Genomic DNA, 13,802 nt, shown 5'->3' with positions numbered 1-13,802 from the left:
CTACCAGCCGAGCAGCACAAGCTCCGAGCAGAAACCCGGCCCCATGGCGATCATCAGGCCGATGGAACCTGCCGGTGGCGGATCGGCCATGGTGGCCCGGAGCACGTCGAGCACTGACACCGATGACAGGTTTCCGTTGTCGCGCAAAGATTTTCTGGTCAGGGCGAGAGCATCCGAAGGCAGGTCAAGTGCGCTCTCGACGGCGTCGATCACTTTCGGGCCACCGGGGTGACAAACCCATGTCGTGACGTCGGCGGTTGTCAGGCCATGGTCGGCAAGGAACTCGCGGACATCTTCGCCCAGGTACTTCTCGGCGATGGTGGCGACCTCGGCGGACAACTTGATCCGAAACCCGTAACTGCCGATGTCCCAGCCCATCACGTCTTGGGTGTCGGGGTAAAAACGACTGCGCGTGGCCAGAATTTTCGGCCCAACAGGTGCACGGTCGGCACCGGTCATGATGACGGCGGCGGCGCCGTCGCCGAACAGACAGCTCGCGATCAGGTTGGCGATCGAACGGTCGTCGTGTTGCACGGTCAATGTGCATAGTTCGACGGCGATTAGCGCAGCGACCTGATCGGGGTATGCCCGCAGATAGTCGTTCATTCGCGCTACTCCGGCAACCCCGGCGACACAGCCCAGGCCAAACAGGGGAACGCGCTTGAAATCGGGTCGAAGGCCCACGCGGGTCGCCAGCCGGGCCTCCAGCGTCGGCACCGCGAGCCCGGTGACCGTGGTGGAGAAAACGATGTCGATCTCTGACGGTTCGATCCGGGTGGCATCCAGGGCCGCATTCAGCGCTTGCTCGCTTAACTCGGTGGCAACGTTGACAAAGGCGCTATTTGCGTCGGTGAAGCCGTTGAGCTCGGGATATCGCGACATCGGCAGGGCAAGATGGCGGGTCTCGACTCCGCTGCTGACGGCGAATCGCCGAAACTCTGGACCCGCCCAATCGGCCAGGGCTGCAATGGCCTCGTCTTGGCTGTGCCGATGCGGTGGGAACTCGACGGTTACCGCCGCGACACGCGGGGCTGCTGGCGCACTGGCAGCAATATCAATAGTGGGAATCTGCTTGTCGTCGGGCGTCACCGGACGCATTTGACAATCCTATCGATAGGGTCCATGTAAAGGTTACGCCTCAATGAATACGATGGTTCAACATAAGTACAACGAGATAAATTAGACAATAATCTCCTTACTTCACCGTTCTACTTGCCCTGACATCGGGCCGCTAGGGATCTTCAGTGGGTAGTGCGGTTCCCTCGTCGCCGCATCATGAACCCCGTCGGTGGTGCGGCGTTGGCGCCTCGTCGTCGCCATCACGGTGCTGATCGGTGCTGCGGTGTTGGGCCTTTCGGCGGGACGCTCGTGTGCGCGTTCGAGTGCGGTGTGACCGGCGGGGTGCTGGCACCGATGGGCTGTGGGAGCACCGCGCGCGACGGCCGGGTGCCGCGGCAGCCCGGGCGGCTACGGGTGTCGCTGAACTGACCGGCGTGCTGGGCCGTCGACGGCGGCTGCGAAGATGCCAGCCAGGAAGTGGTGATCCACAGGAAGGTCGGTAGATCATGGCGGGACCGTTGAAGGGGCTGCGGGTTGTCGAGCTGGCCGGTATCGGGCCGGGGCCCCACGCGGCGATGATCCTGGGCGATCTCGGCGCCGATGTCGTGCGCGTCGAACGGCCCGGCGGCGGGGGAAGTGCGGCCAGGGACGCCATGCTGCGCAACCGGCGTCGGGTGGCGGTCGATCTGAAGGCCTCCGAGGGGCGCGAGCAGGTGCTGCGGCTCGTCGCCAAGGCCGACGTGCTGATCGAGGGGTACCGCCCGGGCGTCACCGAGCGGCTCGGTCTGGGCCCGGAAGACTGCGCCGAGGTCAACGACCGGCTGATTTACGCCCGGATGACGGGGTGGGGCCAGACCGGCCCGCGGGCGTGCCAGGCCGGCCACGACATCAACTACATCTCGCTCAATGGTGTGCTGCACGCCATCGGGCGGACCGGTGAGCGCCCGGTGCCGCCGCTGAACCTGGTCGGTGACTTCGGCGGCGGCTCAATGTTCCTGCTGGTGGGTATCCTGGCCGCGCTCTGGGAGCGGCAGAGCTCGGGCAAGGGTCAGGTTATCGACGCCGCGATGATCGACGGGTCGGCGGTGTTGGCGCAAATGATGTGGGCGATGCGCGCGGCAGGCATGTGGAGCGACGAGCGCGGCACCAACTTGCTCGACGGCGGTGCGCCCTACTACGACACCTATGAGTGCGCGGACGGCCGCTACGTCGCCGTCGGCGCGATCGAGCCGCAGTTTTATGCGGCGCTGCTGGCCGGCCTCGGATTGGATGCCGCCGACCTGCCGGACCAGAACGACCGCAGCCGCTGGCCCCAGCTGCGTGCCCGGCTAACGCAAGCGTTCGCCAGTCGCGACCGCGACCACTGGGCTAAGGTGTTCGCCGGTTCCGACGCCTGCGTGACGCCGGTGCTGGCGTTTGGCGAGGTGCGCAGTGACCCGCACGTCACCGAGCGGAACACCTTCTACGAGGTGGACGGTGGGTTGCAGCCGCTGCCGGCGCCGCGGTTCTCGCGTAGCGCACCGGACCGACCGCGCCCTCCGGGGGAACCCGGATGCGACATCGACGCCGTTCTTCGCGACTGGGCATAGCGCGGAGCGCCCGCCGGGTCGACCGTTGTGTTCTCGCGGGCCGAATCGAAAGGGGAGCGCGGGTGGAGATCTAAGAGCCGTCGCATTCGTGGCCACCACCATAGGCTTTTTGGATCTGCCCGAACCCCTCGGGGAGTCACTGGCCAAGCAGCTCCACAGCGCCGCGGTCGGGTAAGGGCCCGACAAATACGCGGCGCCGAGCGCCGGCGCGGGAAGGCCGGCAACAGCCGGGATCAGCCCGAACCAGCCAGAGGCAGAGGAAAAGGGATCGAAAACGGAAGACGGAAAAGAATAAAGGATTCTGCACGCCGGACGACACTGTTCGGGAAGCCGGACTCACCCGTCGCGCGCAGGCAACTCAGCGCGCCGGCCCGGCCGACCGGGATATCAGACCGCGGTGGGCACAGGGTGCCAGTCCTCAAGCTGCTCTGAGGTGTCACCCTCTACCAGCATGTCGCCGTGGTAGAGAGCGTCGACGTCGGCCTTGATGACGTCGGCACTCGTGTCGTCGATCCACATGCACTTGAGAGTATGGGTAACTATTAAGAAATCTTTGAGTCACGATTCGGAAAACGATGGCAATATTACTGCCGGGTAAGGTCGGCCGGTCGGCGGGTGAGCTGACGCTGGTTGAGCCGATGCGCGAGTGGTGAGAGTGAACCTTGCGGCAGCCCGGTCCGTAATTGCTGACGAGCCGTCAATAGGATGGCTTGGCGACGCTGACTTTCCGTCGGTGAGTCGTCGCCGAGGGCCCGGCGAAGGGACATCAAACTGCTGGCAGCATGTGCTCGGCTGGCCATCGCCGCGCCGCGGCGAATCATCGCGGCAGCCGTTCTGGTGCTGGTGGGCGCCGCGATCTTCGGCATCCCGGTCGCAGGGAGCCTGTCCGCCGGCGGATTTCAGGACCCAGGATCGGAGTCCGCCGCGGCCAGCACGCTCTTGACGGACAAGTTCGGGCAGAGCGATCAGCAAATGCTGATCGTGGTGACGGCGCCCGCCGGCGTCCGCAGCGACCAGGCCCACCGGGCCGGCACCGCCATCGTCGAGCGTCTCAAGCGGTCGCCGCTGGTCTTGAATGTGTCCTCGGCGTGGACATCCCCGCCCCAGATCGCCGCCGACCTGGTGAGCAAGGACGGCAAGTCGGGGTTGATCGTGGCCAACCTCAAGGGGGGCGAAAACAACGCACAGAAATTCGCCACGACGCTGGCCAGCGACCTCGTCCACGACCGGGACGGTGTCACCGTCCGCGCCGGTGGTGTTGCCGTGGTCTACGCCCAGATCAACCAGCAGAACGAGCGCGACCTTTTGCTGATGGAGTCGATCGCGATTCCAGCGAGCTTCGTGGTTCTGGTGTGGGTGTTCGGGGGGTTGCTGGCGGCGGCCCTGCCGATCGCGCTGGGGGGGCTGGCCATCGTCGGCGCGATGGCGGTGTTGCGGCTGATCACGTTCACCACCGCGGTGTCGATTTTCGCGCTCAACCTGAGCACCGCGATGGGGTTGGCGCTCGCCATCGATTACACGCTGCTGATCATCAGCCGCTTCCGGGACGAGCTGGCCGACGGCGCCACCCGAGACGATGCGCTGATCCGCACCATGGCCACCGCCGGGCGCACGGTGCTCTTCTCGGCGACCACCGTGGCCCTGTCCATGGCGGTAATGGCGCTGTTTCCGATGTACTTCTTGAAATCGTTCGCCTACGCCGGGGTGGCCACCGTGGCGGTTGTCGCCGTCGCGGCCGTCACGGTGGCGCCGGCTGCGATCGTGCTCCTCGGGCCGCGACTGGACGCACTGGACGTGCGCCGGCTCGTCCGTCGAATGCTGCGCCGGCCGGACCCGGTGCCCAAACCGGTTGACCGCCTGTTCTGGTACCGCTTGACCAAGGCCGTGGTCCGCGCGGCGGTGCCGGTCGGTTTGGCCGCGGTGACGGGACTGGCGCTGCTCGGGGCGCCGTTCCTCGGGGTGCGCTGGGGGATGCCGGACGACCGGGTGCTGCCGCGCTCGGCGTCGGCACGTCAGGTCGGCGACCAGTTGCGCACCGACTTTCCCGACGACTCGGCAACGGCGGTGCCCGTCGTCATCCCGGACGCGCGCGGTCTGCGCCCGGCCGACCTCGACCGCTACGCGTCCGAGCTGTCACGGGTGCCCGGCGTGTCGGCGGTCAGCGCGCCGACCGGGACGTTCGTCGCCGGGCACCAGGTCGGACCACCCTCCGGGCCCGCCGGGCTGGCCGGCGGCAGCGCGTTCCTGACCGTCGCCAGCACCGCGCCGCTGTTCTCAACGGCCTCCGACACCCAACTCGCCCACTTGCACGACGTGCCCGGGCCCGACGGCCGACCGGTACAGATGGCGGGGCTGGCCCAGATCAACCGCGACAGCGTCAACGCCGTCGTGGGACGGTTGCCGCTGGTGCTGGGGTCGATCGCCGTGATCACCGGTGTGCTGCTGTTCCTGCTCACCGGCAGTGTCGTGCTGCCGGCGAAGGCGCTGCTGCTCAACGTGCTGTCGCTGTCGGCGGCCTGCGGCGCGTTGGTGTGGATCTTTCAGGACGGCCACCTTGGCGCATTGGGGACAACGCCCAGCGGGACGCTGGTAGCCAACATGCCGGTGCTGTTGTTTTGCATCGCGTTCGGGTTATCGATGGACTACGAGGTATTCCTGATCGCGCGGATCCGCGAGTACTGGCTGGCGTCCTCGCGCACCCGCCAAGCCAGCGACGAGAGCGTGGCGCTGGGGGTGGCGCGCACCGGGCGGGTGATCACCGCCGCCGCGCTGGTGATGTCGATCTCGTTCGCCGCGCTGATCGCCGCCCAGGTGTCATTCATGCGGATGTTCGGCCTCGGTCTGACGCTGGCCGTGCTGGTCGATGCCAGCCTGGTGCGGATGGTTTTGGTTCCCGTGTTCATGCACCTGCTGGGCCGGTGGAGCTGGTGGGCGCCCAAGCCGCTGGCATGGGTTCACGAGCGGTGGGGGCTGCCGGCCCGGCGCCCCGGCCGGCTCGGCGTTCATGCCCCGGGGCGCTACGATGCAGACACCACACGATGCAGATACCGGTAGACGAGTGATCTACACCGGCCCGGTGATGCCGGGAGCGTCGCGGTTTTTGGAGGCGGCCGGGCGCTCGATACCAAGACCAGCCAGCCGGCGCAAGGCCGGCTGGCGGCAAAAACAGCCGAAGGGGTCGTGCGCATGACAGCAACTACCGCAGCAACGGGCAGCTACCCGTTTTTCGCCCGGATCTGGCCCGTGATCGCCGCGCACGAAACCGAGGAGGTACGGGCGCTGCGCCGGAAGACTCTGGCCGGCCTGTCCGGCCGAGTCCTTGAAGTCGGCGCTGGCATCGGCACGAACTTCGCCTTCTACCCCGACTCCGTGCAGCAGGTGGTCGCCATCGAGCCCGAACCCCGGTTGGCTGACCGAGCCCGCGAGGTTGCCGCCGAAGCTCGCATCCCGATTCGTGTGATGACTGAGACGGCAGAGGCCTTCACCGCCGCCGAGCCGTTTGATGCGGTGGTCTGCTCACTAGTGCTGTGCTCGATCGCCGACCCCGATGCCGTGCTGCGGCAATTGCTTTCGCAGCTTCGGCCGGGCGGGGAGCTGCGCTATTTCGAACATGTTGCCAGCTGCGGAATCCGGGGCCGGTTACAGCGTTTCGCCGACGCGACGTTCTGGCCGAAGCTGCTGGGCAACTGCCACACCCATCGCGACACCGAGCGGTCGATTCTCGCCGCCGGATTTCAGATAGACGAGGCGCAGCGGGAGCGTGTCTTGCCCGCATGGGTGCCGCTGCCGGTGTCGGAGTTCGCACTTGGCCGGGCACGCAGGCCAGTTGCGCGCTAGCCCCGCTAGCCCTGCTAGCCCGGGCTAGGCAAGCAGCGCAGGCAGTTGCTGGAGCAACCCCGGCAGCGCCCGGCTTGCAGTCTCACGAATGGTAATCGTGGCGCTGGCGGACAGCGGAGTGGACTCCGGATTGACCTCGATGACGCTCGTGCCACGTGCGAGCGCCAATTCGGGCAGGCCGGCCGCCGGATAGACAATAGCGGAAGTGCCCACCACGATCATCACGTCGGCGGTCTCGGTCGCCTCCACCGCGCACTGCCACGGCTCCTCGGGCAACGGCTCGCCGAACCACACGATGTCCGGCCGGATCAAGCCACCACAGCGACAGGTCGGGGGCTGCAGCTCAATCGCCGGCTCAACCATCTCGGGCAACGCCTCGGTGTATGGCAGATCGCAACTTGCACAACGAAAGTCGAAAATACTACCGTGCAGGTGGTGGACCGGATTGCTGCCGGCACGCTCGTGGAGGTCATCGACGTTCTGGGTGATGACGCGGACGTCTGCGTGGTCTTGCCACGCGGCGATGGCACGGTGTCCCTCGTTGGGTTCGACCTGGGCCGCCAGGTGGTGCCGCCACAGATACCATCCCCAGACCCGTTCGGGATGCTTGAGCCAGCCGTCAATGCTGGCCAGCTCGTAAGGGTCGAAGCGGGCCCACAGCCCGTTTTTGTCGTCGCGGAAGGTCGGCACACCGCTCTCCGCGGAAATCCCCGCACCCGACAGCACTACAACTCGCACGCCACCAACATAGCGGTTACGCGACATACTGGGCGGGTGGACTTGGTCGAGTGGGTGCGCGTCGACGGGCACGCGGGGGTACCGCTGTTCGACCAGCTCAGAAGTCAGATCATCGACGGAGTCCGCGCCGGCAGGTTGCCGCCGGGCGCCCGGCTGCCGACCGTGCGCGAACTGGCCGCTCGGCTCGGGCTGGCGGTCAACACCGTGGCCCGCGCCTACCGCGAGCTGGAGGCGGCCGGTGTCGTCGAAACCCGCGGTCGTTTCGGCACTTTCGTCGCGCGCACCGACCCTGCTGACGCCGCGATGGCCGCCGCTGCCCGCGCCTACCGCGACACGGCGCGCGCGCTGGGCCTCGGTAAGGCAGCGGCGCTGCGCTATCTCGAGGAGGCGTTTGACCGCTGAGGCGTTCGACCGGCCGGTGTCCGAGGGTGTTGGCAAGTCGTCGTGGAAATCCCGGTGACCGCGGGGCATTCGCCGGTTGTCCTGCCTCACCGCAATACCGTGGCCAGGGTGCGCAGGTTGCGGGTGGTGGTCGAGGACTTGTAGCGCCGCTTGCCCATCGTCTTGCCGATGACGCTGTCCAGGGTGCTGCCCTTGGGCACCTGCCAGTAGATGACGCCCTCACCGCGGCCGATCTTCTCGTCGGGCCCGGCGTGGGCGGCCAGCGCGGCCAGCTCGTCGAGCACGGCGGCATCGGTTACCAAGGTGACGTAAGACTGGTATCCGTCGAGTTCGGGTTCGAAGGGGTAGCCGTCGACGATCGATCGCACGGTGTCGATGTCATAGACGAGCACCCAGGCGTCATAGCCGAACCACGCGCGGAGCGCGGCCTCGGCCGTTGCTCGCACTGTGGCTGCGGGCAAACCCGACTCGAGCAGCACGTTGCCACTGGCGAGGACGGTGCGTACTTTGGCGAATCCGGCGTCGGCCAACGCGGTAGACACCTCGGCCATCTTGAGGTTGACGCCACCCGCATTGACGCCGCGCAAAAACGCCGCATACCGGTTCACCGGTCGAACTCCAGCAGTGAGATACACGCACGCGCCGCGGGCAGCGGCCCGACACGGTCCCAGGGGCCCCGCATGAGGCGAGGATAGCGGTGGACCGAAAATCGCGGCTCGCCCGGCTTGCGGCGACGTAGGCTTTTCGGCATGTTGCGTCCGCCACGTTGGGCCGGGCTAGCGGGTGGGAGTCTGGTCCCGGTAGGCGCTGGAACTCGCCCGACGGTGACAACGCGCGGCGGCAACCCGCATGCCGGGCAGACCGGTCAGTGCACCGAGGAATGGTTTAGCGGGCACGGCCTGCACCGCTTGCGACGCTTGCACCGGTTGCGAAGCACCGTCGGCTACCCGAAGGCCGCGTCATCATGTGCGGAAGATCATCGGTAGGCCGGGTGCGGGCAAACCGCACGCACGGATGGAAAGGGGGATGGGGGATCGGGCCTGCATTGCGGGCGCTGCGCCCCTGACTGCCAATGGGACGCCACGTTTTCGACGACAAGCTGTTGGCCGTGATCAGCGGGAACTCCATCGGGGTGCTGGCCACCATCAAGCGCGATGGGCGTCCCCAGTTATCCAATGTGCAGTACTACTTCGACCCGCGAAGGTTGGCCATCCAGGTGTCGGTAACCGAGCCGCGGGCCAAGACGCGCAATCTGCGTCGCGATCCGCGGGCCTCGATTTTGGTCAGCGCCGACGACGGCTGGTCTTATGCCGTCGCCGAAGGCACGGCGGAACTGACACCGCCGGCAGCCACGCCCGACGATGACACGGTAGAAGCGCTGATTACCTTGTACCGCAATATTGCCGGTGAGCATCCGGACTGGGACGAATACCGCCGCGCGATGGTCACCGACCGGCGGGTGCTGCTGACACTACCGATCACGCACGTGTACGGTCTGCCTCCGGGCATGCGGTAGCCGGGGATCGGCGAGCGTGGCCGTGGCACCCGCGCAACCCGCGAGCGGCCACGCTACGCTGCGGTTATGGCTGCATCGAACTCCCCGCCGGAGTTTACGTCGGAGGGCGAGAACAAGCGCAGATTCCGTGAGGCCCTTGACCGCAAAAAGGCGAAAGCGGCGGGCGGATCCGATCACAAGGACGGCGGGGGCAAACAGCCGCGGGCACACGGGCCCGTCGAGCACCGTCGGGAATTTCGCCGCAAAAGCGGTTGACCGGGCCACGGATCTCTGTGGCATCGCATTCCTACGCCGTCATACGTCGCAGCGGGCACCAGCGTGCGCGCACGCGTGAGCCCCGGCCGGCGGGGTGGTATCGGTCGGCCCGGAAAGCGCCTCCTGCCCGGCGATTTCAGCGACGGCGAACGCATTATTAGGCCACTGCGGTAGGCCATCAGGGCCTTGCTGGACCCGCAGCAGGGTGCGGATGCGCTCAACACGGCGCAGCCGCTCTACACTGTGTGGGTGCCGAAATTGCAGCTTGCCCAAGACCCGGACGCGGACGCGCTGCTGGATTCCAACCCGTTCGCGTTGCTCGTCGGCATGCTGCTCGACCAGCAGGTGCCGATGGAAACCGCCTTCGCGGGGCCGAAGAAAATCGCCGACCGGATGGGCGGCTTCCAGGCCCGCGAGATCGCCGACTGTGACCCCGAAAAGTTTGCCGTGTTGTGCTCGCAAAGCCCTGCCATCCACCGCTTTCCGGCGTCGATGGCAAAGCGGATCCAGAGTCTGGCGCAGATCATCGTGGACCGTTACGGCGGAGACGCGGGCGCGCTGTGGACGGCCGGTGACCCCGACGGGCACGAGGTGCTGCGCCGGCTTGAGGCGTTGCCGGGGTTTGGGGAGCAAAAGGCGCGGATCTTCCTGGCGTTGCTGGGCAAGCAGTACGGCGTCACACCGGCCGGCTGGCGGGCGGCGGCCGGGGAATACGGCGATGCCGGCACGCACATGTCGGTCGCCGATGTCGTCGACGCCCGCTCGCTTGAGCGGGTGCGGTCCTACAAGAAGCGGATGAAGGCAGCCCGCCAAAGCGTGCGCGGCGAGTAGCGCGAACGCCGCAGCGGTCCGGGCGGAGCGCCGCGCGCGCCGAACCGCGGCCGGTCGGCAGAACCCCGTGCCGGGCGATCAGGGCACCACCGTTGAGCCGATGGTGGGCATGAACTGACACTGCCTTTCTTTGGTGCTGACCTGCCCGAAGATCGTGGACATGACGCTGCCCGAACCGGTGTCGGCTATCGCGGTCAGCGTGGTCGGCCCGTCGGGGTTGATGTCCGGCCGCGGTTTGAGCGTGACGGTGCCGGATTTGCCGGTGGTCAAGTTCACCCAGGTGACGTTTAGCGGCAGTTTCTGCACGTCCGCGGGCCCCGGTGTGCCCAGCGCGGTGAACACATAGGCGGTCTGGCCCGGTCCCGGACCGGGCGCGGGGATCTTGGCCGGACCGGCCACCGACAGCGCGGTGGCGATCGAATTCCCGCCGTCCGCCAGGCAGCCGGTGCCGATCGAGGGATACATGAAGTCCTGCACGGGTGGCGCATCCGGGCCGAAGGCGGCCACGGGCGCGGGTGCGGCGCCCGGTGGCGTAGCGGCGGGTGGAGCAGGTGCGGCCGGGCTGGCCGGTGAGGCCGGCGCGGGCTCGGCGCTTGGTGGGGCTGGGGCGGCCACCGCCGCGGGACCCGCGGCATGGGCCGGGTCGACGCCCGTTGGCAGGTGCGCCCATGTGCCCGGCTCAGCCCCGGGAGCGGGCAGGTGCGCCGCGGGAGCAGTTCCGGGCGGGGTGGTTGCGGTCGTCATCGGCTGGCCCGGGTCGGTTGGCACCGCGGCCGGGCCGCTGTCGGGGCCCTGCGCGAACTGGCTCACCGATGACGCGACGCTTTTGGCGACGTCAGGCGCCGTCGGATTATGGGTGAACGCCGACGCAGCGGCCATGAGCAGCTGCGATGCCTGCCCAGGGTTATTGGCGGCCTGCTGGATGATCGGGCCTAATTGGGTCATGGCCGGCAGGCCAGGTAACTGTTGGGACGGAACGGGCTGCGGCGGCACCGGGTCGGCCGCCGCCTCGGGGGATAGCGCCAGCGCGATTGCTGAGGCGATGGCGGCAAGGGCGCAGCCGCTGCCCAGATTCCTGTTGCCCCTTGGGCCCAGATTCCTCTCGCGGAGCCCGGTGCTGCTCGCGGTGCTCGATGGGGGTCGGCAGGCCAGCATGCTCGTCAGGGCAGTCCGGACAGCGGCAGCAACAGCGCGCCCGCCGAACTGGCCGGCGCCGCGCCCACCGGTGGACCGCCAACCGTGCTCGGCTGAGCGGTGCCGGGCGACGCCGGCATCCCGGGCACAAACGCCGCCAAGTCGCCCGGGAACGACACCCGCTGCGGCAGCGGCGTTGGGAGGAACGGCATAGCGGGCAGATTGACTTGTGCCGAGGGCAACAACTGCGCGGGTCCGGCGGCCGGTGCGGCGGCCGTTGACCCCGGAACGGCCGCCAGCCCGGGAAGGCCGGAAGCGCCCCCGGCAACCGCCGAGGTGATGCCCGGCACCGCGGAGGTCGCACCGGGAACGGCGGAGGTCGCACCGGGAATCGCGGCGGCCGTTCCAGGCACGGCGCCAGCTGCGGGCTGCGGCACTCTGATCGCGGCGCTGGCCAAGGGCGGTGGCGCAGGCGGCGCCGGCGGGGTGGCGCCGAGGGCGGTTGCCAGACTTTGCAGCATCTGCGGCGCGTTGGCCGCCGTATTGACCAGTTGCTCCCCGACGTTGGGAACCGGGGCCGGTGGCGCGGGGTCGGCGTGGGCGATACTCCACAGGCCGCCCACCACCACCGTGGCCGACGACCCCGCCACCACAGCGGCGGTGCGCAATAAGGTTCTTATTGGTGACATGACTCTCCCTGCTTGTCGGCGACAGGTCCCGGGGCGATAGTTCTCGCGATACCAAAGTGACTCAAGCGACACGTGTGACAGTAATTCGATCGTTACCCAGACGAGCGGCCACGGTGACCGGGCGGCCGGCCTGCGCGGCACCGCCGACTGCCCCTCAGACGTGTCGGCCGCCAACACCAGCGTCGCGAGTCGGTGATCGCTAAAGTCGAGCAGATAGGCACCACTGCGGCCGCCCCGGCGGCACCCACTACCGGCCGGCAGGCTGTCCCGCTGGGCGCTGCCGCGCCGCTGCTACTGGCTTGCAGCATCGCCGCGCGGCTGGCCTGGACGTATCTGGCGCCCAACGGCGCGAACTTCGTCGACCTGCATGTCTATCTCGGGGGCGCGGCCGCCATCGACCATCCCGGCACCCTTTACAGCTACGTCTACGCCGAGAAGACTCCGGATTTCCCGCTGCCGTTCACCTATCCGCCGTTCGCGGCGGTCGTCTTCTACCCGCTACATGTCCTGCCGTTTGGCCTGATCGGGTTTGGGTGGCAGCTCGGCACGATCGCCGCGCTTTACGGCGTGGTGCGCCTCAGCCAGCGTTTGCTCGGGGTACCCGCCGGTCACGGTTACCGCGCCGCGATGCTTTGGACCGCGATCACCATCTGGATCGAGCCACTGCGCGAGACCTTCGACTACGGCCAGGTCAATGTGGTGCTGGTGTTGATGTGCCTGTGGGCGGTGTACAGCACACGGTGGTGGTTATCGGGCCTGTTGATGGGCTTGGCGGCCGGAGTGAAGTTGACGCCGGCGATCACCGGGGTTTATTTCCTCGGCGTCCGGCGATGGGGAACGGCGGGGTTCTCCGCGCTGGTCTTTTTCGCCAGCGTCGCGCTGTCTGCCGTGTTCGCCGGTGATCAGGTCCGCTACTACTTCACCCAGCTCCTGGGTGACGCCCACCGCGTCGGCCCTATCGAAACCTCGTTCAATCAGTCCTGGCGCGGCGGCATCTCCCGGATCCTTGGCCGCGACGCCGGCTATGGCCCGCTGGTTTTGGCCGCGATCGCCGTCACCGCGGCGGTGGCGGTCCTGGCCTGGCGTGCGCTTGATAGCGGCCAAGGAGCCGACCACGGGGAGCCCGACCGGCTCGGCAGACTGCTGGTCGTCGGGTTGTTCGGGTTGCTGCTCTCGCCGATTTCCTGGACGCATCACTGGGTGTGGCTGGTGCCGTTGATGATATGGCTGCTGCATGGGCCGCTGTCCGGGCGCCGCGGCGCCCGGACCCTGGGCTGGGGGTGGCTCGCGCTGACGATCACCGGGGTGCCTTGGCTGCTGAGCTTCGCGCAGCCCACCATCTGGCAGCACGGGCGGCCCTGGTATCTGGCGTGGAGCGGGCTGGCCTACATTGTTGCGGCGCTGGCCACGTTGGCCTGGATCGCCACCACCGGCGAGCGGCCCGGCGGGGCTGTCGGCCGGGCTAGTTCCCGAGGATCTCGTTGATGTCGCGCGCCATCGCTATGTCGTTCTCGGTGATGCCGCCCGCGGAATGCGTTACGAGCGAGAAAGTCACTGTCCGCCAACGGATATCGATATCGGGATGGTGATCCTTCGCTTCGGCGTGCTCCGCAACCCGGCGTACCGCATCGATACCGGCCAGGAACGACGGAAACTTTATCGAGCGACGCAGGGTGCCCTCCACGCGCTTCCAGCCCGCCAGCTCGGGCAGCGCGGCATCTACTTGCTCGTCCGTTAACACAGCCATAGAAC

At 67.8% G+C, this 13,802-nt stretch carries 15 protein-coding genes; 8 read left to right on the top strand and 7 right to left on the bottom strand.

Annotated features, from left to right (window positions below):
• Positions 1–1,098 (bottom strand): type III polyketide synthase, encoded by a 1,098-nt coding sequence (locus tag MSM1_RS01500; RefSeq protein WP_213439869.1) that lies wholly within the window; start codon positions 1,096–1,098, stop codon positions 1–3.
• Positions 1,099–1,565: 467 nt separating this feature from the next.
• On the opposite strand from MSM1_RS01500, the gene MSM1_RS01495 reads away from it, so the two are divergent.
• Complete coding sequence (locus tag MSM1_RS01495; protein ID WP_213439868.1) at positions 1,566–2,648, top strand: CaiB/BaiF CoA-transferase family protein; 1,083 nt, start codon at positions 1,566–1,568, stop codon at positions 2,646–2,648.
• Between the two features lie 387 nt (positions 2,649–3,035).
• On the opposite strand, the gene MSM1_RS22385 is transcribed toward MSM1_RS01495, so the two are convergent.
• A complete protein-coding gene (locus tag MSM1_RS22385; RefSeq protein WP_282100818.1) occupies positions 3,036–3,167 on the bottom strand; it encodes a hypothetical protein in 132 nt (43 codons plus the stop codon).
• A gap of 252 nt (positions 3,168–3,419) precedes the next feature.
• Between MSM1_RS22385 and MSM1_RS01490 the strand changes: the two genes are divergently transcribed.
• Positions 3,420–5,702 (top strand): MMPL family transporter, encoded by a 2,283-nt coding sequence (locus MSM1_RS01490; protein WP_213441268.1) that lies wholly within the window; start codon positions 3,420–3,422, stop codon positions 5,700–5,702.
• Between the two features lie 132 nt (positions 5,703–5,834).
• Positions 5,835–6,485, top strand: coding sequence for a bifunctional 2-polyprenyl-6-hydroxyphenol methylase/3-demethylubiquinol 3-O-methyltransferase UbiG (locus MSM1_RS01485; RefSeq protein WP_213439867.1), 651 nt, complete (start codon positions 5,835–5,837; stop codon positions 6,483–6,485).
• 24 nt (positions 6,486–6,509) lie between these two features.
• On the opposite strand, the gene MSM1_RS01480 is transcribed toward MSM1_RS01485, so the two are convergent.
• Complete coding sequence (locus MSM1_RS01480) at positions 6,510–7,223, bottom strand: NAD-dependent deacylase (protein ID WP_213439866.1); 714 nt, start codon at positions 7,221–7,223, stop codon at positions 6,510–6,512.
• A 36-nt stretch (positions 7,224–7,259) separates the two neighbouring features.
• Here MSM1_RS01480 and MSM1_RS01475 point away from each other — a divergent pair, with 36 nt between their 5' ends.
• Entirely contained in the window at positions 7,260–7,625 is a 366-nt protein-coding gene (locus tag MSM1_RS01475; RefSeq protein WP_213439865.1) for a GntR family transcriptional regulator, read from the top strand.
• Between the two features lie 86 nt (positions 7,626–7,711).
• On the opposite strand, the gene MSM1_RS01470 is transcribed toward MSM1_RS01475, so the two are convergent.
• On the bottom strand, positions 7,712–8,233 hold the full coding sequence (locus MSM1_RS01470; protein ID WP_213439864.1) for a DUF1697 domain-containing protein: 522 nt from the start codon (positions 8,231–8,233) through the stop codon (positions 7,712–7,714).
• 464 nt (positions 8,234–8,697) lie between these two features.
• Between MSM1_RS01470 and MSM1_RS01465 the strand changes: the two genes are divergently transcribed.
• The 3 genes from MSM1_RS01465 to MSM1_RS01455 all read left to right on the top strand — a co-directional run bounded on the left by MSM1_RS01465 (position 8,698) and on the right by MSM1_RS01455 (position 10,227).
• Positions 8,698–9,141, top strand: a complete 444-nt coding sequence (locus MSM1_RS01465) for a PPOX class F420-dependent oxidoreductase (RefSeq protein WP_213439863.1) — start codon at positions 8,698–8,700, stop codon at positions 9,139–9,141.
• A 66-nt stretch (positions 9,142–9,207) separates the two neighbouring features.
• Entirely contained in the window at positions 9,208–9,396 is a 189-nt protein-coding gene (locus MSM1_RS01460; RefSeq protein WP_213439862.1) for a DUF5302 domain-containing protein, read from the top strand.
• Between the two features lie 249 nt (positions 9,397–9,645).
• Positions 9,646–10,227, top strand: a complete 582-nt coding sequence (locus tag MSM1_RS01455; protein ID WP_213439861.1) for an HhH-GPD-type base excision DNA repair protein — start codon at positions 9,646–9,648, stop codon at positions 10,225–10,227.
• Between the two features lie 78 nt (positions 10,228–10,305).
• Here MSM1_RS01455 and MSM1_RS01450 read toward each other — a convergent pair whose 3' ends face one another.
• Positions 10,306–11,322, bottom strand: coding sequence for a hypothetical protein (locus MSM1_RS01450; protein WP_374101678.1), 1,017 nt, complete (start codon positions 11,320–11,322; stop codon positions 10,306–10,308).
• Positions 11,323–11,387: 65 nt separating this feature from the next.
• Positions 11,388–12,050 carry a hypothetical protein gene (locus MSM1_RS01445; protein ID WP_213439860.1) on the bottom strand — a complete coding sequence of 221 codons (663 nt, stop codon included), beginning with the start codon at positions 12,048–12,050 and terminating at the stop codon, positions 11,388–11,390.
• A gap of 192 nt (positions 12,051–12,242) precedes the next feature.
• On the opposite strand from MSM1_RS01445, the gene MSM1_RS01440 reads away from it, so the two are divergent.
• The gene (locus MSM1_RS01440) at positions 12,243–13,535 is read left to right on the top strand and encodes a mannosyltransferase (protein WP_213439859.1); all 1,293 of its coding nucleotides are present in this window, start codon (positions 12,243–12,245) and stop codon (positions 13,533–13,535) included.
• Here the strand turns inward: MSM1_RS01440 and MSM1_RS01435 are convergent.
• On the bottom strand, positions 13,513–13,797 hold the full coding sequence (locus MSM1_RS01435) for a 4a-hydroxytetrahydrobiopterin dehydratase (RefSeq protein ID WP_213439858.1): 285 nt from the start codon (positions 13,795–13,797) through the stop codon (positions 13,513–13,515). The genes MSM1_RS01440 and MSM1_RS01435 overlap by 23 nt on opposite strands.
• Positions 13,798–13,802: the final 5 nt, after the last annotated feature.

Source organism: Mycobacterium sp. SM1 (genome assembly GCF_018361265.1).
Taxonomy (GTDB): domain Bacteria; phylum Actinomycetota; class Actinomycetes; order Mycobacteriales; family Mycobacteriaceae; genus Mycobacterium.
The sequence above is the reverse complement of the archived record's forward strand: the minus strand, read 5'-3'. Positions and strand labels throughout refer to the sequence as shown.